The organism is Neorhizobium sp. NPDC001467 (assembly GCF_050275975.1).
Lineage (GTDB): Bacteria > Pseudomonadota > Alphaproteobacteria > Rhizobiales > Rhizobiaceae > Neorhizobium.
In genome coordinates this window covers 445,124-472,059 of record NZ_JBNNPS010000001.1, presented here as the reverse complement: position 1 = coordinate 472,059, position 26,936 = coordinate 445,124, and the positions used below count along the sequence as shown (strand labels likewise).

Genomic DNA, 26,936 nt, shown 5'->3' with positions numbered 1-26,936 from the left:
CGTGGCATCAGTCACCAACCTTCTTGATACGAACGCCGGGCGAAAGCTCTTTCCAGCCCTCATTGGGCGTGGAGCCTTCTGGGATTTTGTAATCCGCCAGCGGATTTTGCAGCTCGCGGATCTGCTTTCGTCCCTCGGCAGCGGTAATTGTCCGGTCCGCGACGGCATCTGCGATTTCACCCATCTTCGTTTCGTATTCAGCGATGCCCCGGAGCGTTCCGAAGATGAGCTGGTTGCCGCCCGGCTGGTTGATGATGCGAGGCAAGGAAGCACGGAACATTTTGATATCGGCATCAGACATCGGACCGCTGCCGGGTGCACGCTGCTCCGGCACCATTCGCTCGAGCAGCGAGCTTGCCGCCTGGATATCGCTGGTGCCTTCCCCGATCGCGATACCCCAGTCGCCGGCAATCTTTTTCAGGCCGCCTTCCATGCCCTGGGGGACGTTGGCGAAGAGCGTTTCTAACCGGTTTATCTGACCCATCTTGGCGCGTGCGGACATGCCAGCGTCCGACAAGGTCGCGAACATACCTGCATTCTTCTTATCCAGCTCTTTGTAGAACTCGTCGCCTTCACCAATGTTGTTGTTGACCGTGGTCGCTCCCGCTTTACGCTGAGCCTGCTCCCATTCGAGCGGGCCAAGCGGTTGCCGTCCTTCGCGCATCTCCCGATCGGCGTAATATTCGTAATCAAGCTGATTGGTCGTCGGCTTGGGGGCAGATTCATAGACCTTCTCCGGCGCCCCTCCACGACTGTTCGTCCGCAAGACCGTTCCATCAGGCAGAGTGGTGTAATCGTATTTCGGCTGAGGGTTCCGCAGCGCGTCTAGCTCAAGCCGGCCCTTTTCCAGCTGCATCTGGCGCACCGGGTCGGCTGCCTCCATCTGCTGCTGTAACATCATCTTGACGACAGCTTTCTTGTCGTCGTCGAGGAAAGGATTGGTCAGAAGCTGATAGAGCCGCTGGTCGACCTGCGGAGCAGCCTGCGCGACCTGCATCGGCACCTGCTGCTGCGGCATTTGCTGAGGCTGGGACGCAACCGAAGGCGTCGGCCCAACCTGACGCTGATCCAGCGGCGGAAGCGCGCCTGCGGGCGGCTGCTGTGGCTGCTGGGGTGCCACAAAGGCATTCGCTTGCGCGCCCAACCTCTGGCCGAGGTCACTGGCACCGGCTGGCATTTCGGCCAGGTTGATGGGATCGCCCCATCGACCATGATCGAAACCCGCGCCGCCATTCTGAGGCTGAGGAATATTGCCGCCTTGCGCCGGATAGGGGCGTTCCATGCGCGCACCATTCTCGTCATAGGTCAGCATTGGGGAATTGAAGTCGGAGCCACGAAAGCCGCCTTGTGGAGCTACAGCATCAATGGCCGCAGCCGCACTCGGTGCGCCGGCTGCCGGATCGAGGCTCGCCACTTGAACCGGACCGCTTCCACCGCCGCCCTTGCGAGATGCCCACTGCTGGAACTCGCCAACCGTCATTCCCTGCAGGAACGGGTTCGCACGGATCACGCCGGGGTCGACATAGGCGCTGACCGCAGAGCCCGGGTTGCCGCGGAGCACGTTGCGCGCACCGCCGGCGCCGAGAAAGTGGGCCGCGTAGAGATTGCCCGGGGTTGCTTCCAAGCCGGCAGATGCCAAGCTCTGCGCGTTTTGGGCTGTGAATGCGCGGATCGCCTTTTCCTGCTGCGCAGGATCCTTGCGTCCGTCCGCCGTAAGGCCCAGTTCGGGATTGCTTTTCATCAACCCGGCCCAGGTGCTGTCAATGAACTGATAGCGGCCGGTTGCAGACGAGTTCGGGTTCTTCGCACTGTCGTTGCCGCCGCTCTCGGCCGCGCGGATCGCGGAAAAGTAATCACCGCCGCCAGCTGGCGAAGACGCTGCAAGTTCCTTGGCAACGCCTGATGTCGCCGCTGATGCAGCTATTGGGTTGCTTGACGCCCCGCCGCCGATGATCGACTGGAACAGTGTGTCAGCGGCGGTCCGGCCTTTGTCTTCGGCCTTGTCAGCGCGATATCGGCCAATGCCCGCACCAATTCCCTTCAGCACGGCGCCGATACCCTCTGCCGTGTTCTTCGGCTGCTGTCCCATCACCTGGGCAGCCAAAGCGTCAGCCATCGCACGGCGCCGCTGCAGGCTCGTGTAAGTCTCGCCGGTGTTGCCGCCGAAAATGAAACCGACCATCAGTAGAGGCCCCCGTTGTTGCCGAAGGTAAAGAGGTTCATGAGCCCGGTAAGCGGGCTAGGCTTGGCGCCACCGGGAGCCTTTGGGAATTTGTCTGCCTGAAACTTGGCAAGGCCGGTTCCCAGACCCGTTGCGAGCTGGCCCATGCCCTGCCCGACGGTCTGGGCGGGTTGCCCCATGATTTGCTGCGCGATCTGGTTGGAAACGCTTTGCTGTGGAGCCGCTGGCCGCTGCGCCATAAACGCATACATGCCGAAAGGGTCGTACTGGTTTTCCATCAGCGTGCGCCTCCAGCGGCGAACAAGGCGCCGTAATTCACTCGTTTATAGCCGTCGGTGCCCTCACGTACCGCCCCTGGCCGTACCTTCTCGACTTCCTGCGCCATCACACCAATGCGCTTCGGCGTGCCCTTCGGATCATCCTTGTACCGGTATTCGTAAAGCCCACCGACCTTGTTGATGTCCTTCTTGGCATCCCGGTCGGACATGCTGAATATGCTTCCGATGCCGCCGAGGATCGAGCCGATACCAGCCTGGCTCTGATTGTAGGCGCCGAGCTTGTTCTGATAGTCCTGCTGGACCAAACCCGCATAATCGACCGTCGGCATGGTCTGCCCCTGCGTCGGCACGAAATTCGGGTTTGACAGCTGCGTGCCCGAAGCGAGGCCAAGAACTTCGTTCAGGTTCTGGTTCCGCTGCGCATACTGCTCATTCAAATAGTTGGCGCGTTCCCTGTTCTGAGCATCGATCATTGCCTGCTGTGCATTGAACGACTGATCCTGAAGGGCATTGTTCGCAGCAGTTGAGCTGGTCAGGTTCTGATACTGCTGCTGTAGGGCTGCGTTGCCCATGGACATGTTGTTGGCGGCCTGGTTATAACCCTGCTGCTGGGCGGCATTCTGGAAGCTTGCCTGCTGCTGCGCGAGGTTGGCCAAGCGGGTCTGCTCCTGCCCGGCGTTAAGGATCGCACCGTATCGAGCGTCGTTCTCCTGCGCCGTCACTGCCGCATAGGCGCGATCATAGGCTGGCGTGCCCGGCATCAGACCCTGATTTGCGAGCTTCTGTTCCGTGGCGGCCCTGTTCTGATCGAGCGACGGCTGCAGCTTCGCCATCAGGGCATCTTGGTATTTGCTCGTGTCGAAATCGATATCGTATGATTTCGTGATATCGCCAGCGTTGCCGACGCTGGTCTGCAACTGCGGCCCGCTGCCAAACTGTTGGTACTGTGGCGCCGTCAAGCTCGACGCATTTCCGGCCGCAGGCGCTCCAGAAATGCTGAACGGGTCTTTCAGCAGTGTATTCAACTTACCAGACTGCGTATTCCAGAGTGTGGCCAGGTTAAGGTTGCCTTGATCCTCCTGGTTCTTGATGGCCTGCTGGGCCGGAGAAAGCGTCTGCGTTGCCGTGAAGGTCGGAACGAGCATGCCTTTGACCTGCTGCCAGCCGTCTTCATAGATCGGTTGGCCACCATTGGCGGATCCACCCCGCGTCTCGCCCGACAGGTAGCCCATCAAGCCGCCGTTTGCAGGTGAGGTCGACGGGGTCGCTGGCGTGTAACCGGTGATCTTTTTGTTGGTCGAATACTCGCCAGTCTTCGGGTTGTAGTAATAGGTCTGGCCCGTTTCCGAAGGCGTAAAGGCGCTTCCCGTCTGGGAATACGTCAGCGACCCGTCGGGCGTGACCTGATTGATGTTGCTCAACCATGAGTTCGCCGTCGCGGTCGAGATGTTGGTACCGGTCTGGGCGGCTGCAGTCTCTTTCGGATCTGGCGCCTGCGGTGCGCTACCGTACATTCCCATTGATTATTCCTCTACCCAATCCTGAACGGTCTCGATCGAGCCGGCATGGCAAGTTTGAAAGAAGTCCGCGGCGACGGTCATTGCGAACTCGTCGCCGCCGATAATGGACGCCGTCGCCGTCACCAAATCGCCCACGGCCTCACGCATGACGAAGCCATGCACCTGCTTGAGTTGATCATCGGAAAGCCTGTATTCGTCGCTGAGACGCCACTTGACGACGATGGTGCTAATCAGTGGTCCCAGCCGCACCGCGTGCGCGGCAAAGAATGGGTTTCCAGGCAAAGCCACCAGAGTGCGCGACAATAGCCAGCTGACGTTGCGCTGTCGGTGAGCTACTTCGTCAACGATGTCATCGGCAAGACGAGCAATTTCTGACATCTCGCGGAGAAAATCGGCGGCCGCTACATTGCCAGCTGTCCAGCGCATCAGCGCTTCGTAGGATTTGACGGGATCAGATGGAAGCATCAGCCACCAGCCTCCCCGGGTGCAACAAGCATCGTTCCGATATCAAGCTCAAGGTCGAGCCGCACCGATCCGCCTGAGACAATGACACAGCCGAGAGCTAGTGTTTCCCCCTCGGCGCGAACGTTCTGTCTGCTCTCAAAGTATGTTCGCGTCGGCCCACCGCCATCCCATACGGCTTCATCCCATCGTCCGCTATCCCACTCGGACGAACCTGCGGCATTCAGCGTGACGGTAGAGAAGTGTGGAAGGGTTTGGTCCATATCGGCGCGCGCAAATAGGAGCGCGTTAGGCTTAGAGGACGATTTGAAACGCATTTTGGCAAAGCTTGCGACCTTCACCTGTCCAAAGCCCTGCCGGGATTGAAATGGGAGATGTAGCCGGCCTGGAAAGGCATGCCATCGTCGGAGCCGGTATAGTCTCCATGCCAAGAAATGCCATCGAACGACCCGAAGAACAGGCTCTTCTGATGAGGCGCGTAGCAAGTTGCCTGCCAATTCGTGATCGTGCTCCATTTGCCCGTCTGGGTGTTGAAGACGAACGTCGTGTCTGGAACAGCCGGGTTGTCTGGAAAGCAGACGAACACCAGGTTCTGTTCAGGCCAGAGCGTCAGCGTCCAGCCCGAACCGGTGGCACCGGCAGCGGCGCGCCAAAGATCGTCAATCGCCTTCGATGCCGAAACCAAGGTAAGCTGCTGGCGGTCTCGCTGGAAAGCCTGCGAAAGCGGTATTAGCCCGTCAACCGTTGCAATCAGAACGTCGCCACCGGACTTGATCCACGCGTTCTTTCCCAGCGGCTTGGCAATCTTGTAAACACCGACAAGCGCGAACCCTGTATCAGTCGTGCTTGCCGGATCAGATCCGCTGTAGACGGCCACCTCGCCCTCTGTGGAAAGGAAGACGCAATACTCGTTCGGACCGTCGCCGCTTTCCAGCGACCACGAAAAGCCCGACAAAAGCGCCCCCCCTTCCTTCATCACGCCGCCGAGCGGAAAGACCGATGCAGCGCCGCCGATCGTGTAAAGGTTATTCAGGAAGTAGGCGTCCATGGAGCCGTTCTTGAGGAAGAATTCGCGGTTCTTGAACACCCATCCGAAATTGAGGTTTGCCATCGTCGTCGTGTCAGAAAACGTGATGGCCGGCGCCGTGCCCCAGGTAGAGCCATTGTAGATCCAGCGCGGGTCCGAGCCATTGAAGCAAATCATGTAGCTCGTACCCGCATTCGTATGCTGGAACGTGCTCCATTCCCCACTGGTCAAGCCGCCGACGACGGCCGGTGTCGTGACCGGAGGCGTGGCTGGCGCGGACATGTCGTAGATTGCCGTCTTCGTAGCCATGAACATTCGCTCGATCGGGCCATAGACGTACCGAAATGCGGAGACGATCGATCCGCCGTCAGCGGCCCGGCCCCATTTCTCACAGCCGCCTCGAACCCGCGCCCCAAACAAGGTTGGGAAGAAGTTTTCAAGGACAACCGCAGCCCCGCTTGACTGAGATGCGATGTCGGCAGCGGTGATCAGGCCTTGCGTAGGTGCCGGGAACGTCAGCGGGACAGACACCTGTTTTGATCCCGTGGACACGCTGCCGCGGTTCGTTAGCCCGATCCGGCCGGGTTTCACCTTCATGACTGCCCCCTGTCGGCGTCGATTTCCTGAGAAAGATCCGCCTCGAACTCGGCAAGCTGATCGTCGTAGGCCATCCCCTTCAGTCGGCGCCAACGCCAGATGATGTCTTTGACCATCAGCTTTTCAGGGAAAGCGAACGTGTTATCGTCCTTGGTAAGGTTGCTGCCCCAGGCAATTCCATCCTTTACCCAGCGGTTCGACACGTAATCCAGCAGCGCGCCATTTCCTGCCGCAGGCGGCGCCACACGAACGACGGAACCGTCAAGGAAGTAGTAAGGCTGGACGGACGCGATCGCTGAGACGACGCGCCACTGTGCAGAGTTTGTTACGGGCCGGATGAATTCTCCAGCAGCACTGCGAATGCCGCCCCCAGGTACGAAGCGCTGAAAATCGGTGGGTATCGGGCTACCAGAACTCAGCAACGACCCGCTGACCAGAAGACCCCGCCAGTCGGCGCGGCGCGCAATCTCATCGCCGGCCTGTTGCGCCAGCTCAAACATCGTATTGGCGGCCGGATCATCCGCCCCATAAACGCTGTCGAACCTGTCGATGTTCACGGCATCGCAAACCGAGTTGATCGTCGTAATCAGCGTCATGGCGTCGGTCCATCGATGACGACTTGGGAATTGCCCCAGCGTGCACGTTCGTCCTGGAGCGCAAGACCGCGCATCGCGAGTTCTTTCAGCCCGCGACCGGCGGCTACGCCGTCAGGGTCCTTTTTCCAAATCGCGATTTCTTCGACCAAGGCGTACAGGTAAACGTCCGGCGCTTCGTTCAGCAGCCAGTTCGTCGGGTTTGCAGGGGTCAGAGGCGGGATTTTCGAATAGTAGCTGATTGCGATCGTACCGGCTGATGTCGGACGCACACGAATGGTGCCGCCAACAACGGCGTAGCCTCGCGGGTAACCGCCGTTGTTCCGATACCGCGCATCAAGCTCCGACAGAGACCATGCGTTCAGGCCCTGCCCTGCGGGTCCAGTGACCATGCGCGCCTCAAGGAAATCTGCCGGTAGCGGCACGTCGCCATTGACGAGCGTCAGGCTGGCGGCTTTCTCCATCTGCGAGACGCGGAGAACCCTGTTGAACTTGGCCTCAGCAAGAGCGACTAGACGCGGGAAGACGTGGGCGATGTCGTCGGCGCCGGCATACTCGCCTGCGTCGATCAGCAGTGATGCGTAGTCGCTGATGGCGCTCATCAGGTCACCTGCCATTCTGTAAATGATTGGAAAGCTCGGGAGCGGTCGGTTATCCTCGCCATCTCTTCGGTTACGCGTCGGTACCCTTCGAGATCATCCTCGGGCTTCGGCCGACGCGCTTCCAGTTCGCGCATCCTCTCCCGCAGTCGCTGGACGTCAGACACGGGCGTCAAACGATCGCCAAGCGCGGTTGTCGCTATCGTTAAGCCATCGGCTCACGAACTTGTCGTCACCCTCGCTGTGGGCCTGCACGAGGTTTTCGGCGTGAGCATGATTGAGCGGAATGGATGCGATCTTGACCCAGTCGCCCATCGCATTGCCCGACGTGGCATTCCGGGTGAACTCATTCTCCCGAACAATGTTGTCGACGGGAGTATCGACACGCATGTGCCAGTCCATCCCGTCGAAATACCGCCAGACCGAGCGGCCAGTGGCGTAATCGTAGTCGTGAAGTTCCCACTGGCCGTCTCGGATCATGTTCAGTCCTCGAGCGGGATTTCGGCTTTGCCGGCGCCGATCAGCTGCTTGGCCTTACCGAGGCCGACAGTGACCTTTTCACCAACCATCTTGCGCTCACCTTCTTCCGGCCAGAAGTCGGCCTTCAGCAGGATTTCAACCTGCTTTTCCTTCTTCGTCGGTTCCGGGTCCTCAACGATCGGCTGCGGAGTGTCACCGGGCGTGATGCCGGAAACTGGCGGCGGCGGTGCGTTGGGCGACACGGGCGCCTGCTGCGTGGTGGAACCCTGGCCGGGATCAAGAACACCATTGCCATTCCGTTGCCCTGCATTATGCCGGTCGATCTCTTCCTGAATGCGCTTGTCGCCCCAGTTGCCGGGAACGGTGATGCCGAGCGCTTCAGCCTTAAGCTTCAGTTCTGCACTCATTGATTCTCTCCTCAGAGTGTTGGGGCGGCTTCTCACCGCCCCGCTGCATCAGACTGCCGCAGAGAACGGCGTGACTTCGGTGCCGGTACCGGAGCTGATGACCTGCACCTGCCAGACGTTGGCGGCGATGTCCTTCAGCCGGATGCGATCACCCTTGATGCCGCCCTTGGTGGAGCCATTCATGGTGATAGTATCGGTATCGGCAGCGGTTTCGTAACCGGCGACGGTATCGCCAGCATCCTGAGCCGTCAGGCAGACACCGGTCATGGTGTCGAGCGCGTTGGCGACCTGAACAATCAGGTTGTTCGACGTGATGGTCGCACCGACCACGATGTCGAACTCGGCGCCGGAGCCGTAAGACGCCGGCAGCGTGAGGGTGGAGCCTGCAGGACGGTTGACGACGACAGTTGCCGGCGTACCGTGGGTGGAGGCATTCAGGGCGAGCAATGCCGCCGTGACGTTGAAGGGCAGATATGTCGGCATGATCCGTTCTCCTGTTACTGCGAGGCCGAGATGCCGAAGAGGTCAGCGGCAATTCCGAGGCCCTTTTCGTTGAGCACCTTCAGCGTGCCTTCACCGATGATCACGCCCTTGTCGGCGTCACCGGTCTTCGCGACCTTCTGATCCTCCTGGATCTTGCGGAGCCAGAGGAATTCGAGGAAGTCGGGATCGAGGAAGAAGGCATTGCGGGCGAGCGCGGGCGTCGACTGGATCGTGCTGGGATGCACGAGGATCTTGCCGAACGGGCCTTCGTAGAAGTCGGCCGTCGCGACGATGGTGTTGCGCTTGCCGCCTTCGGAGACCGAGTAACGGAAAGGCGCCACGTTGGCGTCGGACATGAACTTTACGAAGCTCGACTTCACGAACGCCGATCCGACAAGGTGCCGGAACTTGGCGCCGTTGTTGAAGCCCTGCTGCATCACCCCGTCCATGATGTCCTTGGTGAAGGTCCGCTGCGTGCCGTTCGTTGCGGGAACGGTGAAGCCACCCACAAAGCCACCATTGGCGCCACCCGCGCCGCGGGAGACGTTGGAGGTGATCCAGCTGGGCAGGCCGCCCATGCGACGGACAGCGCCGCCGACAGAGCCCTGGTTGGCGACGATGGCAAACTCGGTGTCCTTGCGGATCTCGACGCCCTTCTTCGCCTTCTGGTACTTGCGCTTCTGGACGTTGCCGGCTTCGTCGACCTCTTCCTGCGTGCCGGAGATGATCCAGCTCTTGCGCAGGATCTGCGTGTAATTGCCCACACGGGCCGGCGGATCGACCTTGTCGAAGTCGTATTCCTCGCCTTCTTCTCGGGCGTTGTCGCCAGCTGCGGCCAGGTCGTCAGTTTCCCATTCGGGATGCACCGACTTGGCCTTCTTCTTCTCGATCATGGAATAGATCGGGGTATCTTCCGGCGTGATACGCGAAACAACGTCGGAGAGCTCTTCTCGGTTACCGACCGCATTATTCGTGCGGACGGTGTTTGTGATGACTGCCATTGGTCAACCTCGGATTTCGGTGATGAAAGAGGACCGACAGGCGCACATCGATCAGAAGTCGATGTTCATTGCGTCCTTGAGCGATCCGGTTCGGGTCAACCGCGCCATAGCGTCTTTGCTCTTCTGGACCTGACCTGCATTCTGCTGCTGGGGCTTACCGCGCGCCACGAGAGGCGGGGCATTCTCCATCTTCTGCATCGCCTTCGCCTTTGCCTTCTCGGCAGCAAGGCCAAGCTGGGCGTAGTGGATGACGCGCAGATACCGGTGATCGTCGAAGCCCTGCATTTCCTCATCGGAAAAGCCGAACTCGTGGCCGGTCGTGAATGCACCTTCGAAGAACTTCTCACGTCCTTCTTTCGTCGCCGTTTCCGGGAAATGCTCCCGTAGCTTCTCGTCTTCAGCATGGAGCTTTTCGAGCTTCTGCTGGTCGGTGAGTTGCTTGACGACGTTCTGGGGCTGCTGGCCCATCGCGATGATTTCGTTGATCCGCTGAAGCGCGGAATCGTAGATCACCTTCTGCTGGGTGTAGGCAGCCGGGTTGGTCATTGCCAGCTGGGTTGACGGTTCTTCCGGCAACTGACTGGCAAGGAAGTTCGCAAACGCATGTGCCGTGCCGGCAACGCGGTTGGACATGTCTTCCAATGAGCGCCGCTGATTGGCGGCCTCCTGGGTCTTGGTGCGATAGTCGCTGAGCCGCATGTAGCCGAGCTTCAGTTCTTTTACGGGAACCTGCTCGCCACCCTTCAGCGTGACAACCGTCTCGTCGATCGCCGCATCATCCGTCGGCTGCTTGTCAGCGTCAGGATCATCCGGGTTCGGATCGTCGGGATTCTCTGGGTCGTCATCTTCCGTTGCGGCACCACCGGGCTCTTGATCGGGGTCGTCCCCAGCCTCACCCGTCCCAGATGCGGTCTCTGCACGCTGAGCGCTGCGATTATCCGAAGGCACATCGTCTTCGGGTTCCCAGAAATTCAGAGCACTAGAGTTCTCGATATCCAAGGGTTCAACGGTTTTGCTCCCGCCGTCATCCGGCAGGTTGGCACTCTCGTTCACAGTCATGATTTCCCCTTTCAGGGCGTTGGAGCGCCGGCGTTATGCGGGCGCTTGAAATCCGTCCTCATTGGCTTCCTGGCTGGCCAGGTTGAGCTTGCGGCGGATGTCTCGGATTGCACGGACCTCGGCAGCGTATGCCGCGCGGGTCTCGTGATCGACATTGGCAGAGACACACCCGTCAGTGGCGCGCTTCTCGATGCCGTCGATAATTTCATGCAGGAGCGGGTTTTCGATGAGCAGCTGTGCGTAAGCGATGCGTTCCTCGTCCCTCATCCTGGAAACCCTCCCAGCTGCGCAGTGCTGACATGCCCGCCGGTCAGAACCTGAGCGACGTTCTGGCGCTGCTTCAATTCGATCTCGCGGTCGATCTGGTAGCGCTTCAACTGTTCTTCCTGCTGAAGCTTCGCCATCTCGATCCGCTCTTTGCTCTTCAGTTCCTCCATGCGGAGGATCTGGTCAGCTTGGAACTTGGCCTGTTCCTGCTGAAGCTTGAGCATCGCGGGGTCTGGCTTGTTCGCTTCCGCCTGTTCCATCCTCTCGATCTGCTCGTCGCTGGGCAGAGTGAAAAACTGATCGACAGACCGCAGGCCGGATGCCTCGACCAACTTGGACAGCGCATTGTAGACATTGCGGACGGTCACAAACGGGTTGTTTACTGGGCCGTAGGATGCAAGCAGCTTCTCTTGAAGGCCACCAATCATCTGCATCATCATCATGTCGCGCTCGCGGGTTCCCGCACCGAGACCGGTATTAACGGTCACGTCCATCTCCGAATTCCAAGGGCGCGGGTCGAACGTCACCCACTTGTTCCGCAGGCGAACCGTGCGCGGCTTGTCCTGGTGCTTGATGATCAGCTTGAGCAAGCCCTTGAACACCGGGATAAGCCCATGGCTGACTGTACGGGCCATTAGGTCGGTCTGACCGATGCCTGCCGCCTCGAACATTGCCGACGCCTTCGCTGTCATGTTCTGCAATTGATCGGGCGCCATGCCGCTCGACGCATCGGTGATGCCGGTAACGTCAGCGATTTCACGGTCGAAATAATTCATCATGTCGAAGGACGACTGAGCGACGAACGGCACGCGGGCGAAGCCGACGGCTTCGTTCACATTCACCCCGGTGCTGACACGGATCGGCTTTCCGAACGACGGTCGCAAGACGGCATCCGGGTTGACGACCGCCTCTTCCTGAATGATCGGCTGGGGCTTGTTCTGCCAGTAAATGTTGTCCAGCGATTCACGCAGCAGGACGGTTTTGACCTTCTGCGGTTCCATCGTGTCGTCAGAGACCGACGTGCCTTCTCGCTGATGCGGCCGGCGCTCGACGATGATGTCGGCAAAGGGAACTTCGTCCCATTCCTCGTCTTCCAAAAGGTATTCTTCGTTGATCGCGCCGGCATAGACCATGCGGCGCAGTTCAGCGATGCCGTCGTTGTCGGCGTCCACCCGAACATAAAGCTCGTAGTATTCGACCTCCTGCATTGCATGGGCGAACGTGTCGCGCTCGTCGAGCAATTCACGGCGGCGGGTCGATTCCTCGTCATCCTGGTCGCCTGTGCTTCCGGCGATCGGCAGTTCGTCGATAAGCTTGCGATCATATCCCATCGCGATGAGATCAGACCGGCGCATCTTCTCGTTGATGCCTGTGCACGGGCTTTCCCTGATCGTCTTTGCATCCGGGTGGATCAGGAAGTTTTCAGGCGGCACCGCGGCGATGCGCGGCCGGCTCTTGCTCGATCGACGACGGATTTTCACGTCATAGACCGGAACGTCCTGCAGGCTGCCGTCAGGCATCTGGATCTGTTCCATGCTCGACGACTGGCCCAACACCGTAACATCATCATCTTGCAGAAGCTGCGCCAGCGCGTCGGCATCAAGGCCGGAATGCTGGGTGATGGTGACAGTGTGCTCCTTATCCTGCCACCAGCGCAGAACGCCATTGCGGAGCTTCAGTGCGTCATGGATCGCATCCTGCACCGCCTGGACGCCATCGCTTTCGGGAAAGACGATATTACTGACGTAATCACTAGCCTGTTCCGCAAACGCCTCATCGTTCTGGCCGACCGGGGAATATTCCGCCACCTTGTCACCGCCCAGGATGACGCGGATTAACGACGGCAGCACCTTCTTGATGGTAGATCGCACGTCACGGGACACAACAGCCGACCGGTTCGCAGGCGCGGGCACGTCCGACATTCTGCCGTCGAAATATTCATCGGCTGTCTTCCGGTCTTCAGCGAGCTGTTCGCGATACCCTTCGCAGTCCTTGACCAGATTGGCAACGACGCCGGTCAGGTTATCGGTCTTCTTCTCATCCGCCATTATGCACTCCCCGATCGCAAAGCGCCTCGGCTCCAATCCGCAGAAGACGGTCACGCTCTTTGACAGCGGCTTTCAGACGGTTGTAATTGCCTCTGATCGCCAGAGACTTTGCGAATTCTGCACCGGCCTTGCTGGCGCGACATAGTAACTCGCTGTCAACTTCACGCGGCAACTCGCCTGCCCTGATACGGGAAACGACCTCCCACATTTCGCACGCCGCTAAAGCCATCACGCCACCTTCGTCTCTTTAAACTTGTCCCATTCGGCATTCTTCTTCTTCGGCGGCGCGTAACCGTCGGAGAAGGTCATGAAGGCGTCAGCGCCATGGCTGGCCTCATCGTGTCGAGGATGGCTGCGGAAAACGCTCAGTCGGTCGTCCCATTCGCGGCAATAGTTCTCCAGGTGCTCAAGCCCCTTGGCGCATTCCGCCTCATCGAAGCAGCAACCCGGGAGCTTTGCGCGGACGCCCATAATCGAGTTCTGCTTGTCCGGGTTTCTCGTCACCGTGGTGAAGACGACACCAAGATCCTTGGCCATCGTCTTGATCGTTTCGGCTTGGCCTGTCGTCTTGGTCTGGCGCTTGTGATCGACATCATGCGGAGCATAGTGCACGCCCCATCGTGCGCCCCTCAGTGCCGCCCAACGGTCCATCCAGTTGAAATAGTAGCCCAGACCCATGCCGCTATCTTCGAAGTAACCAACGAACCGATGCTCGCCCGCTACTTCCTGATGCAGCCAGATGGTCTGAGCGTCCCCTAAGCCGAAGTCCCAGAACGTGTTTACCGGGATGTTCGGCACATACGGGAACGAACCGATCTTGCCGCGCTGGCGAAGCGCCCTGATCTCCTTGGCGAAGTAGGCACCGTCTTTCGCCGCCTTAAATGCCTCGTCAGGCGTGGAAGGGTATTCCTTCCACATGTCATCGCCCTGCTCGTTCTTCTTGGCGACGTACCACCATTTCTGGGGCATCGTCAGGCGAATGCCGTGTTCAGCCGCAAGCTCGTCGAAGTAGGTCTGATCCTCAGCAGTGATCAGCGTTTCCTGATGAAGCTCGTAGCTGCTGTCTTGCCACCACGGGAAGAAATGGAACCGGTAATCCATGTCCCCTAGCTCACGGCCGGCGTCCGATGCCTTACGCGACTGCTGTACCTTGTCGTAGAAGTCGCCGCCCCTACCCTCTGCCGTGCTCTCGATGAAACAGAGCTGTCGAGCCGCCAGCGTGTTCAGAGAGCCCGACTTGACTTCCTTGGCCTTATCCGGCGCCTTCGCGCAAATCTTTCCGTATTCGGAAATGTGCAGCAGGTTCTTGGTACCAGATCGCAGCGAGACGCCAACCTCGACGCCTGAGCCGTTGCTGAATTCTATCTCGGTCGAATTGTCCGAAACCATTTCAACATTGCGCTGTATCGGGCCCGGCAGGTGCTGATAGGCGAACTTGATGCGCTCCAGCAGGTTCTGCGCATTCTTGATCGTGTCGGCAATCAGGCCGGCCGCGAAATTCGAATTGAAGATGCAGCAGTCGAGCGCAAGGATCAGGATGAAGGTCGAAAACCCCATCTGGCGGGCCTTGAGGATGATGTTCAGGTAATGCAGATCATCCAGCAGCTTTTCCTGCGCCGGGTTCATCTTGAACTGCACGACGGCGCCGAGCTTGTCCTTGATGAAATACAGATTATTCAGTCGCCAGCGCCGATCGGCCCACTGAGCAACCACCTCTTCACTTAGTGCGGGTTCGGCCATCGATCGCCTGCATCAGCGCCATAACGCTGTCGCCTGCCTCAACTGTCGTCTTCTGATCCACGTCCAGCTTGTCCCCGTACTTCTTCGGTCGCATGCGGGCGGCCACCCACTTCCGCGTCTCGATCTGCAGACGGCGATGCTCGGTCATATCGAAGGTGGTTTCCTCGAGTTTGCCGTCGCTCGTTCTCTTGGTCTTCTTCCCGATCTTCGGGGTGTCAGCGATCGCCACCATCTCGTCGACAAGAAGATCGGCCTGGGCTTCTCGCGCCCGCGCGTATTGGTCCGCGAACGTGGCGTTTTCACCCAACCATTTGAACACTGTTGACTTGCTGGGCATGCTCTTGTTGCGGCAGATGGCCCGAAGGCTGAGGCCGGATGCGAGCCTTTCACAGATCGTGTCCGCCTTTTGCTGATTGAAGCCGATAGCTCTTGTCATCGTTCAGCTAAGGATTGCATCGCCGTCCTTTTCCTGTTTGGGTCAGATTCATCCACTGCACGTGAGAAATTGACCAGCATGGCTTTCTATTGCACTCACGCCCTTTTAGAGGTCGGCTCTTCTGTGAAACCTGGCAACTACGGACGAGTTTTGCGCGCAAATGGTTATGCACACGCCGCGGCTTTGCGCGAAAGCATACTAGAAGACGTTCGTTCCAGATCGTTTTCCCATCTGCCGTCACGGCTAGACGCCGCGTTTTATTTCGACCATATCGAGAATGCGCGCGCGTATAACCAGACGGAGCGGCTCAATTTCGTGAATTGGTACGAAGTATCGAGACTGAATGTCCACGCGATGGAAGCGCGGGCAGATTTCCGCCGTGTGGTACCGATGGGGATGATCGGTCTTGATTGGGCGGAAGCATATTGGCGAGGCATTCCGCTCCCCTTTGCTGACCAAGCAAAAGGTGCTGAATGTTTTACCGAGACATTTTCTGTAACTAAACTTCGCATCGAGAGACGTGTCGATGATGAAGATCTTAATAAGTAATATTCGGTGTTCGCTGTTCAGGTTGATCGCCGCGTAGTTGATGTGGAGAAAGTTGAATGGAAAAATCACTTTGGTATCGTTACGCCAAAGGCGCATCAACCATAGCTTGGAAAGCAGGCGCTGGATTATCTGCTGCTGCGCTTTCTTTGATTTTAACAATCATAAATACGACGCCGGACGCGATACCCAACGCGACCTTTATGGATGCGCTTTCCAAGTGCGCCGGGCTTCTTTCCTATTCATTACTGTTCGGCGGCGCTGCTTTTGCTTTCGGCTCCGGTTTTACCTTTTTCCAACGGATCGAAACGAGATACCTTTCGACCGTTCTCTCGGTCGGTTTTGCGTTCACTAGCTCGTTGCTCTTAACGGCAGCTGTACAGCGGCTGTTGAAATTCTACGAAACCTTTTGAACGGGCCGTCACTTACTCTCCCTCACGCTCGCGGGCGGTGGTCATGCGGCGACAAGAAATGGAAGGCCGCGCTTTGGATGCTTGACGACAATTGCTTTCCCGACCCCGGCGATGCGAACGGCGCTGGCTACGGCTTCAGCCTTGCTGGCCCATACTGTCTTCGCGATACCATCGAGATACACCACGTATCGGTCTACCTTGCTCATGATCTGTCTCAATGATCGATAATCATGCGGGTGCCCGCGCGATAACAAGCTGCACGACACCGAAGGAAACGGCGGCGATCGCGGTCGGCACAAGGTCAAAGGCGGAAACAAGCGCAACGGCCGATGAAGCCAGATGCACCACGAACGCTATCAATCCGATAGAGATCCAGCCTGCTTTGCTCATGCGGTCCAATTCAGGGCAGCCGCAGCAACAAACAGAACCGCAGCGATTCCATATGCCGGCGCGTGATCGGTGACGATCGCAGCTAACATCATGACCATCCCCATACCGAGAACGAAGTAGATGCCCTGGCGCTTGCTCATGGTCTGCCTTTCGGGCTAGGCGGCGGCGCGGAGCCGAATACGACCGTTGATCGAATAGGGAACGACGTAGTGCGGAATTAGCTCAATGAAGGCCAGAAAGGCATAAGCCGCGATCTTCTTGCGCATCACGCTCTCCTCAAACGAAAGCCCCGCGACCTATCCGGCGGCGGGGCTATGCAGCCTTTCGGCTGGGGTGGGTACGGGACTCCGCCTGTCGCCTTAGCGGCCAGTATGCCCGGAAAATGCGGGGCACCACGCTATCCCGATAAATGACCCACCGGGGTGCGCATCGTTGTGATGCGTTGGCGGGTTATGTTGGTTGCGGAGGCAGGACTTGAACCTGCGACTAACCCCGGTGCGTTCGTCCTGCCCTGCGATAGGTTATGCGTCGGTGGCAGTTAGCGCAGCGGACATCACACTTTTGCACCTCGGCCATGACCGCCTTGAGCGAATACCCAAGGCGGACAGCGTCACCGAGATCAAACGCCTTGGTGACGTCCCCGACGTGGTCAAACTCTAGAACAATCGGATCGGCCTCACCGCAGTCGATACACGGATGCGAATTTAGGTATCCGAATAAGAAAGAGCGGACGGCCTCGCGAACCTCAGCGTTCTTCGCTTTAGCTCTGGCCTTGTATGCTTCCTTGTTCTGTTCGTAGTGCCATCGCGTGTAAGCACGCCTAGCTTCGGGGTCGGATCTGGTAGCTTTAGGTTTCTCGGTCATCCTCGGTTCATAACACAGTTTGCGGTTATGAGCCAAGCGAGCTACCGGACTGCTCTACTCCACGTTATTCTATGCTGCCTTTCGGCGTGCCTCGCGCTCGCGGCGCCTGGCTGTTAAATCCCCGGCAAGACCCTACTTGATGCCCATGGAAAACAGATACGTTCGCCCCGCCGCAATCCTCATCGCGATATCTCTGGCCCTATGCGCAGCGGTCTACGCCACCCAGTGGTGGATGACTGACGACGCCGGCAATGTAGACACCAAGGACAGCATTATCGAGCCGCCGAGGTAGTCAATCTTTCTGTTCTTACCGCGCCCGGGCCTGCCGGTGTTCGATTACCCTCACCGAAGGAAGAGCAGGGTCGATGTGCGGCCTTGCGTCCGATGACCGCCAGTGTGTGGCGCATTTCTCGGACGTTACCGTTGTTGACGTGATATCTGGCTGGATTTCGGACAGATGTAAATCGACAGTAGCAGGCCGAAACTGACCATTTTGGTTGAGACTGTCCGCAATGCGTTGGCAGATCGCGCTTATCGAGCGACGTAAGGTTCTTTCGTTCATGTCGTTTTCTGATGCGAAGGCAGAAATCTTGACGCCTTTCCTGACCTTCACCCACGACCAAGCGTAGATCAGCCTGCGGTCGGCTTCGATCGGCAAGGCGTTTATCCATGCCCAAACCTGCTCCATTCGCCCAAGGGAGCCCGCTGACGCGGTTTCTCGATATCTGGCAGTGTTGGAACCATAAGCCTCGAATTGCCTGCGTACGGGTTCAGGCATGGCATTACCGTATGCTTTCGGTCCCCTGACAGCCGGCGACTTGCGCAGCGTGTCGGCCATTTCCAGAATACGCACCTCGACGGCCTTGGCGGTCCAGTCCTTAAACTTCATGCTGCTTCTCCAATGTCGATGCTGGGGGCGGCGATGAACTGCAGCGTCAGCATGACGAGGAGCACATCGGCCATGGGGGTGTCGCAGTTCATCAGCTTTGCCTGCCGGCGCAGGCGGTGGATGTTGAGGGCGTTGAACTCATTCACTAGAGACGGCCGGCGGATAAGGTCAGGATGCTGGGCCAGGAGACGCGATACGGCTTTCATGATGTCGGCATACAGCTCGCGACCGTTGGCCTTGTCACCCATGATCAGGAGAAAGACGAGACGAAGATGCGCTTCGCCATGCTGCTCCCCGATCTCGCGCACAGTCGGCTTGCAAAAGCAGTCACCGGGCCGACGGCTGGCGGGGGAATGCTCTCTCGCTTCCATCAGCCTGACGCCGCATTCTCTGGCGATCTTGTAGATGTTGATCCGGTGGCGCTTCAAGCTTCGCCTCTCGCCTTGGCTGCCAGGTATTCGGCAGGATCGATGCGCTTTACAGCTGAGGCCGCACCGAACGTGCCGAGCTTGTGGTCTCGATATGCCCGTTCGCCGGCCGGGTCGAAGTTGGCAGCGGCCACGGATCTAACCCAGTTGGGAGCCTTGGCGGCGTTGACCTTCATCTTGTGGTCGGCGCGCTCCTGCCGCTTGCGCTCCTTGCGGCGGGCCTTTTTACCAACCTTCGGCTGCTCGGCCTTGCCCCACAGGACTTTCTTACGGGGCTTGGCCTTGGCTGGCTCGTCGCTCCGATCTAGCCTGTCCAGCGCCTTCCACGCTGCGGCGTTAGTATCGAACGGCCCATCGACGAGCTTACCGGCCTCGTTGGTGATTTCGAACTGGCCGTCGTCGTTGCGTGTGACGTTGAGTATGGTTGTCATCGGTAGGCCCTCCTGAGCCACAAGCGAACGCGCAGTTTGATGATGTCGAAAAGGATCATGGCGCCCTCCCGAACACTTCCGGCAGCAGCCGGCGGATCTTGGTAATGCTCTTCGCCTTTTCCCGATCCGCAAACTTTTGAATGCGGCGGTACATTTCCTTTTCGATGCGCTCGCCTGTCTCGACGCCGGTGTCGAAAATCTTGTCGCGAAGGGCGACAGCCGCTGCCTCCGTCTTGCAACTGGCGATGACGTTCGATCGCGGAAGTCGTTCGCCATCTCGGATGTACCGTTGCGAGCCGGCGACCTGATAAGTGTTCGGCATCACCTTCGTGATCTGCATCACAAAGAACACTTCGTTCTTGTCGCGGTTATCCATCCAGTGATGGAAGGCATATCCCTCGATCGTTTCGGCAAGGGTCCGGTCGTAAGGACCGTAGGGCTGATGGAACGCCAGTACCCACTGGCCGGGCTGGATGTCGACAAATTCGGTCATGCTGCGCCTCCAAATTTCTTTTCAATGCGATGCCACCATCCGGCCTGGGCTGCGGTCAGCCGAAGCTTCCGCGCCCGTTTGGCCTTGATTTCCATGCGAAGCGCGAACTCGCGTTCCTTCACGGAGCTGCGCTTGTCTGCCACGACCAGCGGAACGACCAGCAGGACCGCCGCTTTGTCGACGCTCTCGTCGGTCCGCGGCTGACGATTGTGCATTCGAGGCTGCTTCGGATTCTCCGGCTCTTCAGCATGGTCTTTTGGATGCCGATCGATCCACTGCCATGCAGCTTCGCTAGTCGGGAATGGTCCGGCCAGACGCCAGTTGCCATTGTCGGCAACGAAGAATGTCCCATCTCGGTGCGATTTCACGATCATGCGGCACCACCAATCATGTGTTTTCTTAGGGTCAAAATTCTTGCCCCAATATAACTTAGACACCTCTCCTCTCTGCTCTCACCCCTCATCACAGCAACCTCACAATCGGTGGGTCATTCTTTCCTTTGCCACCGGGATGAACAATTTCGAGGAACATGCGGTCGACGAGAGTATCGCGAGCAGCGAGATAAGTCGGCACGCTGACGTCAAGGCTTTTCGCCATCCCCTTCGCCAAGGGGAACGGGCTGCCGTTGCGCCAACCATGGGCCATACGCAGGCGCACCAGCAACGAAAGGCCGAGAGGCTGATCCCACAGATGATCGATGTCGCTTTGAAAGATCACGGCGTTTGCTTCGCCGCCGGTGACCATCAGTCGGCCTTCCTGCTTGTACTTCCAGGCCGATCGGGAAACGCTCAGAACCTCGTCGGCAGACAGCGGTTGAGCAAACTGCTGGTTTGCCTGAGATACCATCTGGATTAGCTCCTCTTTGGTGGTTGCTTGGTGCGCCTGGCGAAGCGCTCTCTTGAAAAGAGATGCATTGCGGCCGTCGCCCTGCTGCATCTTGCTGAACCGTTCCGGCACCGATGAAGACGGCGCTTGGTCCACGTTTGCAGCCTCGAGTTTTTTCATCGTGGGCAGCCGGTCGAGATCGTCCATGCTGCCTTGAATGATCTGGTACCGACCGCGAGTGCCCATCGACGGCGGGGCCACGACATAGCCATCGCCAAGGATATCGACGGGCCGAGCCGGGTCCGGCCGGATCTTCCGCATTTCGCCGTTGTTGCGGTACCAAGCCTGAAAATGCCCGGAGCCACTGCGGACGATGAAGGGCGATGGCCCGAAGGTGGACAGACCGTCGGCAAGCTCGCGCTCGTCATCGGTATCGACATCGAGCACAGATATGCGGCTGCGCTTGCAGGCGAAGCCCAAGGCGTCATGCTCTGGGAACTTCAGCACAAGCTGGCTGCTCGTCGGCAGACCGATTTTCAGATATCCGCTCACCGCCGGCTTCTTGCGGTCAGGGCTGATTACCACTGGGAAGGTGATGATGCCGTGCTCGGCATAGCGGGGTTGATATTCAGCGAACGCGGCCATCAGGCGAACGCTCTCCGAAGCGTCCGCATCTGGCGGGCAAGCTCAATTGCGTTGGCCGCTTCGACGGCAGAGATACCGAAGCGGGCCTTGACCGTTGAGACGACGGCGCCGAACGCCTCGCCTCGACGATCGGCCAGCCATTGAGCTGCGCAGATCACGTCTTCGGTGGTCTGGATGTTGCGGGGGGCGGTCATGCTCGCACCTCCCGCAATGTTACTTTCGCTTCATCGTTAAAGCATCTGACAATGCCCTGGGACATGTCTCTGGCAATCCACAGTAGGCTGTCGACGCGGCGGTCGACTTCTTGTGTGTTGAACTGCAGATCGCAAATGACATCCAGCAGATCGTTCAGATTGCGGATGACAGAGTCAGCATCGCCTCCATTTACGTGATACTCGCTCATGCGCTTGCCCTCTTCACGAATGGGGTTGCCTCACGGTCGATTACGACGCCCGATGGCGTCTTCAGGTCTCCGCCAGCGCGGTAGACCCACACGTCCCGAATAGCCGGATCAATCAGGTGTGCCGCCTCTGCGAAGCGGGTGATCAAGGCTTCGAGCTGCTGGTTGACGGTCACAGCACCGTCCTTGCGAATGTCCGCGACGATCTCGCGAGCGGTTGAGAGGCTTTTGCTCATGCCAAAGCCTCCTGAATTTTCTCGAGGCGGTCGCTGATGATCAGCAGTTTGTTGTTCAGCTCATCCGAGACCGACTGCAGTGCGTTCGTGTGGCCAAGGTTTCCGATGCCGGCTTGAGCCAAAAACAGAGCCTCGTTCAGATTGATGGCTGCGGCAAGAAGGTCACGAACGTCCATCACCTCCGAGCTGAGAGGATTGCGCGCGGTCATGCCATCGCCCTCCCCTGCCTGTCGTCCTGCATCCAGTCTTTGGCTGCCTTGATCATGCATGGGATGACATCGCTCGTTCCCGCCTCATAGAACTCCTCGGCAAGCTCCAACGCGGCCAGTGCCTCACAGAAGTTCGTTGCGGGTTGGGTCCAGTTCTCAAGGCGCTTCAGGGCTTCCTCATAGATGCGCGGGGTATGGTCATCATCGAGAGATCGAGCGAGGTAGGTGTTCCATTCACCCTTGTAGGTGTAGATCGTCCTCAGCAGCTCCCACTCACGGGTGGCTGGCGCTACGGCGGACGCCGTGCTATTTACGCTCTCGTTCATTTTCATTTCCTCGCTGGGAATGTTGGAACCATGGCTCGGAACCGTTGGAGCGGTTGCCGGGCCTTTTGCGTTCTGGGAGGTCATGCTGCGCGCCCCGATGTGGACGTGACCGGCCCGGACAGGCGCTCTTCAGCCCATTTGTCCAGATCGGTGACATCGTAGAGCGGGATGCGGCCGGCGTAGCGCATGGCAGGGCCACCACCGACTGTGGCCATCTTGTTCAGGGTGTTCACGGCAATAGGGATGCCATGCTTCTGCATGAGGTATGCAGGAACGTCGGCGCGGCGCAGACGGGGAACGTCAGGATTAATCATCGATTAACTACCTCCTAAGTTTGACATAGCATGTTGTGCTATGATTGCATTAAGAGGGAAAGCCGTGGTTAGGTCAAGCTGTACCTAGCATAAAATGATATAATTTGGGGAAGCCTTTGATTATGAAGCGGGAAAAATCCAAGGTGAAGGATTATGACCAGTTCCAGTTGCGGCTTCCGCCTGGCATGCGGGACCGCATCAAGGAAAAAGCCGAGTTCGCCGGCATGTCGATGAACGAGGCAATCGTCTGGTGCCTTGAGAAAACCTTCCCACCGAAGGTGACGCTTGAGGAGAAGCTGGAGGAACTGGCGAACGCCGTTTCAATGTTGAAGGACTCGAAGGACACGTATCAAGGCTTGGACTCCCTGATCGAGCGAATTGACGACACGATCTCGGATGTCATTTGGAACAAGGTTCCCACCGAGCCGCGTTTTCGCGAGATGGTTCAAGAGCGCCACAATTACTGGCAAGAGCGTCTAGCTGACGAGTTCGCCGAAACTCATCAAAGCCCATTTGAGACAGACGCATCAAACAACGATGACGACATCCCCTTCTAGGCCCGTCGAGGCAGCTCGACGATCTCTGCTGTCCTGCCGGTCATCAGCCGATCGACCTCACCCGACACCTTGTTCGCAGCGGCGATCAGGACGGTATCTAGGTGATGCACATATCGCTGGGTGACGTTGCCGGCGGCATGGCCGAGCAGAGCGGCAATGGTGATCTCGGTGAACCCCAGGTCGCCAGCCAGTGAGGCGTAGCTGTGGCGCAGCGTGTGAGACGTGACGCCGGTAATCTTTGCCTTCTTGGTGATCCGCTCGATAGCCTCATCCAGCGCCGTGTAGTATCCGTCATCGCTCCTTGGGCCGGGAAGCACATAAGGGCTGCCCTTCTGGCGCGGGAGGGACTTCAGAACCTTGAAGACGGGGTGCCCGATAGGGCGAACGGACGCGTCCTCTTTCGAATCGTCCAGCCGGAAGCAACTGCCAGCCTCATCGACTTCAGACCATTTGAGGCCCGCTATCTCGCTCATTCGGAATCCGGTGAGCATGAATAGGCGAATGCCCGCCACTGCTTGCCACACTTCCCCGTCAGCTTCGTTCAGGGCCTTGCCAAGCTTCAGATACTCGTCAGGCGACAAACGCCGTGTGCGCTTGCCTACGGCTGGCTTCTGGATGCCTCGGGCAACATTGTGGGGAACGATGCCCTCTGACGCCGCGTAGGACAGGATGGCGCTCAGGAGGGTAACGGACTGACCAGCGGTACCCGCCCCGCCTTCGACGATGGCACGCCCGCGGAGCTTGTCGGTCTTTTCCGATACTGCCGTCTTTCCAACGGTCACGTCTCTCATCATCTTGACGACATCGGCCGTCGTGAGGTCGCGGACGAGCTTGGTGCCGAGCAAGGGAATGATATGCCGCTTCGCCCTGCCCTGATCGACATAGAGCGTTGATGCCTTCTTAGGCTTGCCGCGCTTGCCGAGCACGAGGCCACTGTTCGCCGCCTCGAAATAGGTCTCGCAGAGATCCTTCACGGTGAGAGACTTGCGGCGGGTGGAGCGGTCGAGCTGAGGGTCTTCACCTCGAGCAACGTCGCCCAGAACGGACTTCGCTTCCTTGCGCGCCTCCTCGACGGTCAGGGCGCCATGGACACCGATCTTGAACCGGCGCGTCTGTTTTCCGGACCGATATTGGGCCACATAGGTCTTCCGACCAGTAGGCCAAACGCGGACGCCAAACCCTGGCAGCTCGTCATCCCATTCGAAGTAGTCCTTGTCTTGGCCCGCAAGTCCGTCGATCAATCGTTTGGTGAGTTTTGCCATGGTTCTGGACCCTGCTGTAGGAAGCGTATAGGAAGCAGCAGGAAGCAAAGCGCGGAAAACTCAGGAATGACCGTTGTAATTTGCGAAAGCTCCTCGCCCTTGGTCTATATAGGCTTAGCCTGTTTCGGAAAACAACAGGAAGCATCGGAAAGCAATTGACGCTTGCATTCCGATTCCAAAGGTCACAGGTTCGAATCCTGTCGGGTGCGCCATTTTTTGACGAAAATCACAGACAGATCCAGCGGCCGCTTTCGCTGATCACCGTGATCCCGCCCCTGGTGGACGGCCTACGAGAAAACAGCATCGCCCCTCGATCAGAACGACCCTGATCACAGCAAGTGCCGCCGAAGCAAAACCTTGGGGCCGAACGAGTTTCGTCGACTACGGTGCAAGGCACTCTTCGCAGATGCCGCATCCGTCTTCGTCCATCATGGATCGCTGACGTCCGCAGCAGAGGCACACAGTGCCGCCGTCGCAGCGTTCCTCACGCTCCGGCAGAAGGATGTCGATTTCGCAGGCGGATGTCGTTTCGACGAGCGCGTCTTCCATCTCGAGGCTCCAGGTTCGAGGACGCAATCAAGATGGTGATGCCGGCGGACGAAACAAGCCTCGCGCGCCATCGAAACCGACGGCGCGCGAATGCGTTTCCATGGCATAAGGAGATCCCCATATGCCTGGAACGTTTACCGCTTTCTACGTGCTTGCCTTTTCGCTCGACGGGCGAAACCAGTTGGTCGCAACCAGCGAGCCGCAGGGTGTCGCTGACGAGGGAACCGCCGTTGCGCAGGCCCGGCGCCTTGCCGCCCAACATGAGGGCGCGGTCGCCTTCAAGCGTGAAGGGGATCCGGTGGTCGGCGAGGAAGGCGAACCGGAGATCGTCTTCCAGTCCGGCAGGATCGGTGACTTCTTTTAAGCGGTCATCCGCACCGTGTCTCGCCTTGTCATCTCGCCGACCATGGTCGCGATGACGTCCGGCCCGTAGGGTTTTGCAACGAAGACGGCGTGGTCCGGCAGCGTGTCCTCAGCCAGACAATGTCTGCCCGATGCGATGATCACGGGCACGTTCCTATGGGTCGACGAGATCATCCGGGCAAGATCGAGACCGCTCAGGCCTCCAGGCATGTCGATATCCGTGACGACCGCGTCGATCGTCCGCTGGCCAAGGACGGCCACGGCTTCCAGGACGTTGCCGGCCTCGACGACGTCGTATCCTTCGTCCGCCAGGGTATCGGCGAGCACCATCCGAATGAGTGGCTCGTCTTCAACGACAAGGACTGTACGCAAACACATGGCAGTCTCCGCTCCGTGGTCACGAGATGAACTCGCTTGTCCAGATTTAGATCGCCCCTCGGCGCAGAGTATTTGCCAACATATTTAATAAAATGCGAACAATCCGAGCGTCCGCCCGCCAGGAGCGCGCGCGAAAGTTCCGGCATGATCGCCGTGCGCGCTTGCTAGTCCAGCATGACCATATGCGCCGGAAGCTGTTCCTCGAAAAACTTGGAGAAGGATGCGATGCGCGGCGGCAGCGCCTGATAGGGCGGATAGAACAGCGTCAACCAGAGATCCGGCGGCGCCCATCCCTTGAAGACATGCACGAGACGTCCGCTGCGGATATGCGCCGCGATGTTGAAGCCGGGAAGGAGCGCGACCCCTACCCCGTCTGCGGCCATGTCGGCAAGAACCTCGCCGCTATTGGCGCTGAAGGCACGACCGGCGGAGATCGAAATGCTTGAGCCGCCGTCGGACAGGACCCAGTTCTCCCGCCGGCTTTCCCCGCTATAGGCCAGGCAATCGTCCGGCGTCAGCTCATGAGGATGCGACATGCCAACGAAGCGGCTGCCGGGTGCTGCGACGAGAATGCGGGGCACGACACGGATCTTTCTCCAGATCGTGAACTTGTCGGAGGGCTGGGAAGAGATGCGGATCGCGAGATCGTAGTCGTCGTCGACGATGTTCACCAGCCCGTCCGACAGCGAGATCTCGAAGCACATCTTCGGATACTTGTCCCTGAAGCCGGATAGGATCGGCGGCAGCACGACCTTTCCGAACCAGGTCGGCGCGCTGATCCTGAGGCGACCCTCCTCCGCCTTATGGGCGTTCATCATCTCGCGCCGCGCGTCCTCGAGCGACTTAACCGCGGGCTGGACCTGCGCCGCGAAGATCGCGCCGTCCGTCGTCAGCGATACCTGGCGGGTGGTGCGCACGAAGAGCTGGACGCCGAGTTCCGTTTCAAGCGCGGCGATGGCGCGCGTGACGGCCGCGGGCGTCATGTCGATTTCGCGCGCCACTTGCGCAAAATTTCGCTTCTCGGCTGCCAGGAGAAAGATGCGCAGAGCCTTGTAGTCGTTCATTCGATTATTTCACCCCGGGCAATTTTTTTCGTGAGGATTACCTGTTTTTTCAACGATCAACGGCCGCATTCGGTCCAGACAATAAACGGAGTGCACCAGACCGGTGTGAGGAATGCGCGTCAGCCTTCACAGGAAGGCCTGAGAACTCCCGCATCCGGATGCTCGCGTTCTTATG

The 26,936-nt window shown here is 58.8% G+C and carries 39 protein-coding genes; 4 read left to right on the top strand and 35 right to left on the bottom strand.

All coding sequences use genetic code 11. The features are described from left to right. Positions 1 to 7: 7 nt before the first annotated feature. The 16 genes from ACQKKX_RS02415 to ACQKKX_RS02340 form a co-directional block, all read right to left on the bottom strand. Positions 8 to 2,182 carry a hypothetical protein gene (locus ACQKKX_RS02415; RefSeq protein WP_427568434.1) on the bottom strand — a complete coding sequence of 725 codons (2,175 nt, stop codon included), beginning with the start codon at positions 2,180 to 2,182 and terminating at the stop codon, positions 8 to 10. Then, entirely contained in the window at positions 2,182 to 2,460 is a 279-nt protein-coding gene (locus tag ACQKKX_RS02410) for a hypothetical protein (RefSeq protein ID WP_427568432.1), read from the bottom strand. Before ACQKKX_RS02410 ends, ACQKKX_RS02415 begins: the two co-directional genes overlap by 1 nt. Beyond that, the gene (locus tag ACQKKX_RS02405; RefSeq protein ID WP_427568430.1) at positions 2,460 to 3,974 is read right to left on the bottom strand and encodes a tail fiber domain-containing protein; all 1,515 of its coding nucleotides are present in this window, start codon (positions 3,972 to 3,974) and stop codon (positions 2,460 to 2,462) included. Before ACQKKX_RS02405 ends, ACQKKX_RS02410 begins: the two co-directional genes overlap by 1 nt. Positions 3,975 to 3,983: 9 nt before the next feature. Next, complete coding sequence (locus ACQKKX_RS02400; RefSeq protein ID WP_427568429.1) at positions 3,984 to 4,445, bottom strand: hypothetical protein; 462 nt, start codon at positions 4,443 to 4,445, stop codon at positions 3,984 to 3,986. Between the two features lie 334 nt (positions 4,446 to 4,779). After that, entirely contained in the window at positions 4,780 to 5,778 is a 999-nt protein-coding gene (locus ACQKKX_RS02395) for a hypothetical protein (RefSeq protein ID WP_427568427.1), read from the bottom strand. 284 nt (positions 5,779 to 6,062) lie between these two features. Then, on the bottom strand, positions 6,063 to 6,662 hold the full coding sequence (locus tag ACQKKX_RS02390) for a hypothetical protein (RefSeq protein WP_427568425.1): 600 nt from the start codon (positions 6,660 to 6,662) through the stop codon (positions 6,063 to 6,065). Further along, the gene (locus ACQKKX_RS02385) at positions 6,659 to 7,261 is read right to left on the bottom strand and encodes a phage adaptor protein (protein ID WP_427568423.1); all 603 of its coding nucleotides are present in this window, start codon (positions 7,259 to 7,261) and stop codon (positions 6,659 to 6,661) included. Before ACQKKX_RS02385 ends, ACQKKX_RS02390 begins: the two co-directional genes overlap by 4 nt. Positions 7,262 to 7,417: 156 nt before the next feature. After that, on the bottom strand, positions 7,418 to 7,738 hold the full coding sequence (locus tag ACQKKX_RS02380) for a hypothetical protein (RefSeq protein ID WP_427568421.1): 321 nt from the start codon (positions 7,736 to 7,738) through the stop codon (positions 7,418 to 7,420). Between the two features lie 2 nt (positions 7,739 to 7,740). Beyond that, on the bottom strand, positions 7,741 to 8,145 hold the full coding sequence (locus ACQKKX_RS02375; protein WP_427568419.1) for a hypothetical protein: 405 nt from the start codon (positions 8,143 to 8,145) through the stop codon (positions 7,741 to 7,743). A gap of 48 nt (positions 8,146 to 8,193) precedes the next feature. Further along, the gene (locus ACQKKX_RS02370; protein ID WP_427568417.1) at positions 8,194 to 8,628 is read right to left on the bottom strand and encodes a hypothetical protein; all 435 of its coding nucleotides are present in this window, start codon (positions 8,626 to 8,628) and stop codon (positions 8,194 to 8,196) included. A 14-nt stretch (positions 8,629 to 8,642) separates the two neighbouring features. After that, positions 8,643 to 9,629 (bottom strand): DUF5309 domain-containing protein, encoded by a 987-nt coding sequence (locus tag ACQKKX_RS02365; protein ID WP_427568415.1) that lies wholly within the window; start codon positions 9,627 to 9,629, stop codon positions 8,643 to 8,645. 51 nt (positions 9,630 to 9,680) lie between these two features. After that, positions 9,681 to 10,688 (bottom strand): hypothetical protein, encoded by a 1,008-nt coding sequence (locus ACQKKX_RS02360; protein WP_427568414.1) that lies wholly within the window; start codon positions 10,686 to 10,688, stop codon positions 9,681 to 9,683. Between the two features lie 33 nt (positions 10,689 to 10,721). Then, positions 10,722 to 10,955, bottom strand: coding sequence for a hypothetical protein (locus ACQKKX_RS02355; RefSeq protein WP_427568412.1), 234 nt, complete (start codon positions 10,953 to 10,955; stop codon positions 10,722 to 10,724). Beyond that, positions 10,952 to 13,003: a portal protein gene (locus ACQKKX_RS02350; protein WP_427568410.1), complete on the bottom strand. Its 2,052-nt coding sequence runs from the start codon at positions 13,001 to 13,003 to the stop codon at positions 10,952 to 10,954. Before ACQKKX_RS02350 ends, ACQKKX_RS02355 begins: the two co-directional genes overlap by 4 nt. Positions 13,004 to 13,231: 228 nt before the next feature. Then, positions 13,232 to 14,743 carry a terminase gene (locus ACQKKX_RS02345; protein ID WP_427568408.1) on the bottom strand — a complete coding sequence of 504 codons (1,512 nt, stop codon included), beginning with the start codon at positions 14,741 to 14,743 and terminating at the stop codon, positions 13,232 to 13,234. Beyond that, entirely contained in the window at positions 14,721 to 15,179 is a 459-nt protein-coding gene (locus tag ACQKKX_RS02340; RefSeq protein WP_427568406.1) for a terminase small subunit protein, read from the bottom strand. The genes ACQKKX_RS02345 and ACQKKX_RS02340 overlap by 23 nt, the downstream gene beginning before the upstream one ends. A 78-nt stretch (positions 15,180 to 15,257) precedes the next feature. On the opposite strand from ACQKKX_RS02340, the gene ACQKKX_RS02335 reads away from it, so the two are divergent. Then, entirely contained in the window at positions 15,258 to 15,728 is a 471-nt protein-coding gene (locus tag ACQKKX_RS02335) for a hypothetical protein (protein WP_427568404.1), read from the top strand. A 56-nt stretch (positions 15,729 to 15,784) separates the two neighbouring features. Continuing rightward, positions 15,785 to 16,138 carry a hypothetical protein gene (locus ACQKKX_RS02330; protein WP_427568402.1) on the top strand — a complete coding sequence of 118 codons (354 nt, stop codon included), beginning with the start codon at positions 15,785 to 15,787 and terminating at the stop codon, positions 16,136 to 16,138. 41 nt (positions 16,139 to 16,179) lie between these two features. Here ACQKKX_RS02330 and ACQKKX_RS02325 read toward each other — a convergent pair whose 3' ends face one another. The 15 genes from ACQKKX_RS02325 to ACQKKX_RS02255 form a co-directional block, all read right to left on the bottom strand. Continuing rightward, entirely contained in the window at positions 16,180 to 16,344 is a 165-nt protein-coding gene (locus ACQKKX_RS02325) for a hypothetical protein (protein WP_427568400.1), read from the bottom strand. A gap of 22 nt (positions 16,345 to 16,366) precedes the next feature. Next, positions 16,367 to 16,528 (bottom strand): hypothetical protein, encoded by a 162-nt coding sequence (locus ACQKKX_RS02320; protein WP_427568398.1) that lies wholly within the window; start codon positions 16,526 to 16,528, stop codon positions 16,367 to 16,369. Continuing rightward, the gene (locus ACQKKX_RS02315) at positions 16,525 to 16,668 is read right to left on the bottom strand and encodes a hypothetical protein (protein ID WP_427568396.1); all 144 of its coding nucleotides are present in this window, start codon (positions 16,666 to 16,668) and stop codon (positions 16,525 to 16,527) included. The genes ACQKKX_RS02320 and ACQKKX_RS02315 overlap by 4 nt, the downstream gene beginning before the upstream one ends. 1,031 nt (positions 16,669 to 17,699) lie before the next feature. After that, positions 17,700 to 18,281: a DUF6362 family protein gene (locus ACQKKX_RS02310; protein WP_427568394.1), complete on the bottom strand. Its 582-nt coding sequence runs from the start codon at positions 18,279 to 18,281 to the stop codon at positions 17,700 to 17,702. After that, positions 18,278 to 18,709, bottom strand: coding sequence for a hypothetical protein (locus tag ACQKKX_RS02305; RefSeq protein WP_427568392.1), 432 nt, complete (start codon positions 18,707 to 18,709; stop codon positions 18,278 to 18,280). The genes ACQKKX_RS02310 and ACQKKX_RS02305 overlap by 4 nt, the downstream gene beginning before the upstream one ends. Next, positions 18,706 to 19,140, bottom strand: coding sequence for a hypothetical protein (locus ACQKKX_RS02300; protein ID WP_427568390.1), 435 nt, complete (start codon positions 19,138 to 19,140; stop codon positions 18,706 to 18,708). The genes ACQKKX_RS02305 and ACQKKX_RS02300 overlap by 4 nt, the downstream gene beginning before the upstream one ends. Before the next feature lie 55 nt (positions 19,141 to 19,195). Next, positions 19,196 to 19,633, bottom strand: a complete 438-nt coding sequence (locus tag ACQKKX_RS02295; RefSeq protein WP_427568388.1) for a hypothetical protein — start codon at positions 19,631 to 19,633, stop codon at positions 19,196 to 19,198. After that, positions 19,630 to 20,007, bottom strand: a complete 378-nt coding sequence (locus ACQKKX_RS02290) for a hypothetical protein (RefSeq protein WP_427568386.1) — start codon at positions 20,005 to 20,007, stop codon at positions 19,630 to 19,632. The genes ACQKKX_RS02295 and ACQKKX_RS02290 overlap by 4 nt, the downstream gene beginning before the upstream one ends. A gap of 88 nt (positions 20,008 to 20,095) precedes the next feature. Beyond that, entirely contained in the window at positions 20,096 to 21,103 is a 1,008-nt protein-coding gene (locus ACQKKX_RS02285) for a bifunctional DNA primase/polymerase (protein WP_427568384.1), read from the bottom strand. Continuing rightward, entirely contained in the window at positions 21,103 to 21,297 is a 195-nt protein-coding gene (locus ACQKKX_RS02280) for a hypothetical protein (protein ID WP_427568382.1), read from the bottom strand. The genes ACQKKX_RS02285 and ACQKKX_RS02280 overlap by 1 nt, the downstream gene beginning before the upstream one ends. Further along, positions 21,294 to 21,506, bottom strand: a complete 213-nt coding sequence (locus ACQKKX_RS02275; protein WP_427568380.1) for a hypothetical protein — start codon at positions 21,504 to 21,506, stop codon at positions 21,294 to 21,296. Before ACQKKX_RS02275 ends, ACQKKX_RS02280 begins: the two co-directional genes overlap by 4 nt. Further along, positions 21,503 to 21,739 carry a hypothetical protein gene (locus ACQKKX_RS02270; RefSeq protein WP_427568379.1) on the bottom strand — a complete coding sequence of 79 codons (237 nt, stop codon included), beginning with the start codon at positions 21,737 to 21,739 and terminating at the stop codon, positions 21,503 to 21,505. The genes ACQKKX_RS02275 and ACQKKX_RS02270 overlap by 4 nt, the downstream gene beginning before the upstream one ends. Next, positions 21,736 to 21,948: a hypothetical protein gene (locus tag ACQKKX_RS02265; protein WP_427568378.1), complete on the bottom strand. Its 213-nt coding sequence runs from the start codon at positions 21,946 to 21,948 to the stop codon at positions 21,736 to 21,738. The genes ACQKKX_RS02270 and ACQKKX_RS02265 overlap by 4 nt, the downstream gene beginning before the upstream one ends. Continuing rightward, positions 21,945 to 22,274, bottom strand: a complete 330-nt coding sequence (locus ACQKKX_RS02260; RefSeq protein ID WP_427568377.1) for a hypothetical protein — start codon at positions 22,272 to 22,274, stop codon at positions 21,945 to 21,947. The genes ACQKKX_RS02265 and ACQKKX_RS02260 overlap by 4 nt, the downstream gene beginning before the upstream one ends. Before the next feature lie 80 nt (positions 22,275 to 22,354). Beyond that, complete coding sequence (locus ACQKKX_RS02255) at positions 22,355 to 22,588, bottom strand: hypothetical protein (protein WP_427568376.1); 234 nt, start codon at positions 22,586 to 22,588, stop codon at positions 22,355 to 22,357. A gap of 122 nt (positions 22,589 to 22,710) precedes the next feature. On the opposite strand from ACQKKX_RS02255, the gene ACQKKX_RS02250 reads away from it, so the two are divergent. Next, complete coding sequence (locus tag ACQKKX_RS02250) at positions 22,711 to 23,145, top strand: Arc family DNA-binding protein (RefSeq protein ID WP_427568375.1); 435 nt, start codon at positions 22,711 to 22,713, stop codon at positions 23,143 to 23,145. Here the strand turns inward: ACQKKX_RS02250 and ACQKKX_RS02245 are convergent. Next, positions 23,142 to 24,407 (bottom strand): tyrosine-type recombinase/integrase, encoded by a 1,266-nt coding sequence (locus ACQKKX_RS02245; RefSeq protein ID WP_427568374.1) that lies wholly within the window; start codon positions 24,405 to 24,407, stop codon positions 23,142 to 23,144. The genes ACQKKX_RS02250 and ACQKKX_RS02245 overlap by 4 nt on opposite strands. A 381-nt stretch (positions 24,408 to 24,788) precedes the next feature. Next, positions 24,789 to 24,956 carry a hypothetical protein gene (locus ACQKKX_RS02240; RefSeq protein ID WP_427568372.1) on the bottom strand — a complete coding sequence of 56 codons (168 nt, stop codon included), beginning with the start codon at positions 24,954 to 24,956 and terminating at the stop codon, positions 24,789 to 24,791. Between the two features lie 121 nt (positions 24,957 to 25,077). Between ACQKKX_RS02240 and ACQKKX_RS02235 the strand changes: the two genes are divergently transcribed. Then, a complete protein-coding gene (locus ACQKKX_RS02235; protein ID WP_427568371.1) occupies positions 25,078 to 25,320 on the top strand; it encodes a hypothetical protein in 243 nt (80 codons plus the stop codon). Here the strand turns inward: ACQKKX_RS02235 and ACQKKX_RS02230 are convergent. Together ACQKKX_RS02230 and ACQKKX_RS02225 are read right to left on the bottom strand one after the other, a co-directional pair. After that, positions 25,317 to 25,697, bottom strand: a complete 381-nt coding sequence (locus tag ACQKKX_RS02230; protein ID WP_427568369.1) for a response regulator — start codon at positions 25,695 to 25,697, stop codon at positions 25,317 to 25,319. The two genes, ACQKKX_RS02235 and ACQKKX_RS02230, sit on opposite strands and share 4 nt — an antisense overlap. Positions 25,698 to 25,861: 164 nt before the next feature. After that, a complete protein-coding gene (locus ACQKKX_RS02225) occupies positions 25,862 to 26,761 on the bottom strand; it encodes a LysR family transcriptional regulator (RefSeq protein ID WP_427568367.1) in 900 nt (299 codons plus the stop codon). Positions 26,762 to 26,936: the final 175 nt, after the last annotated feature.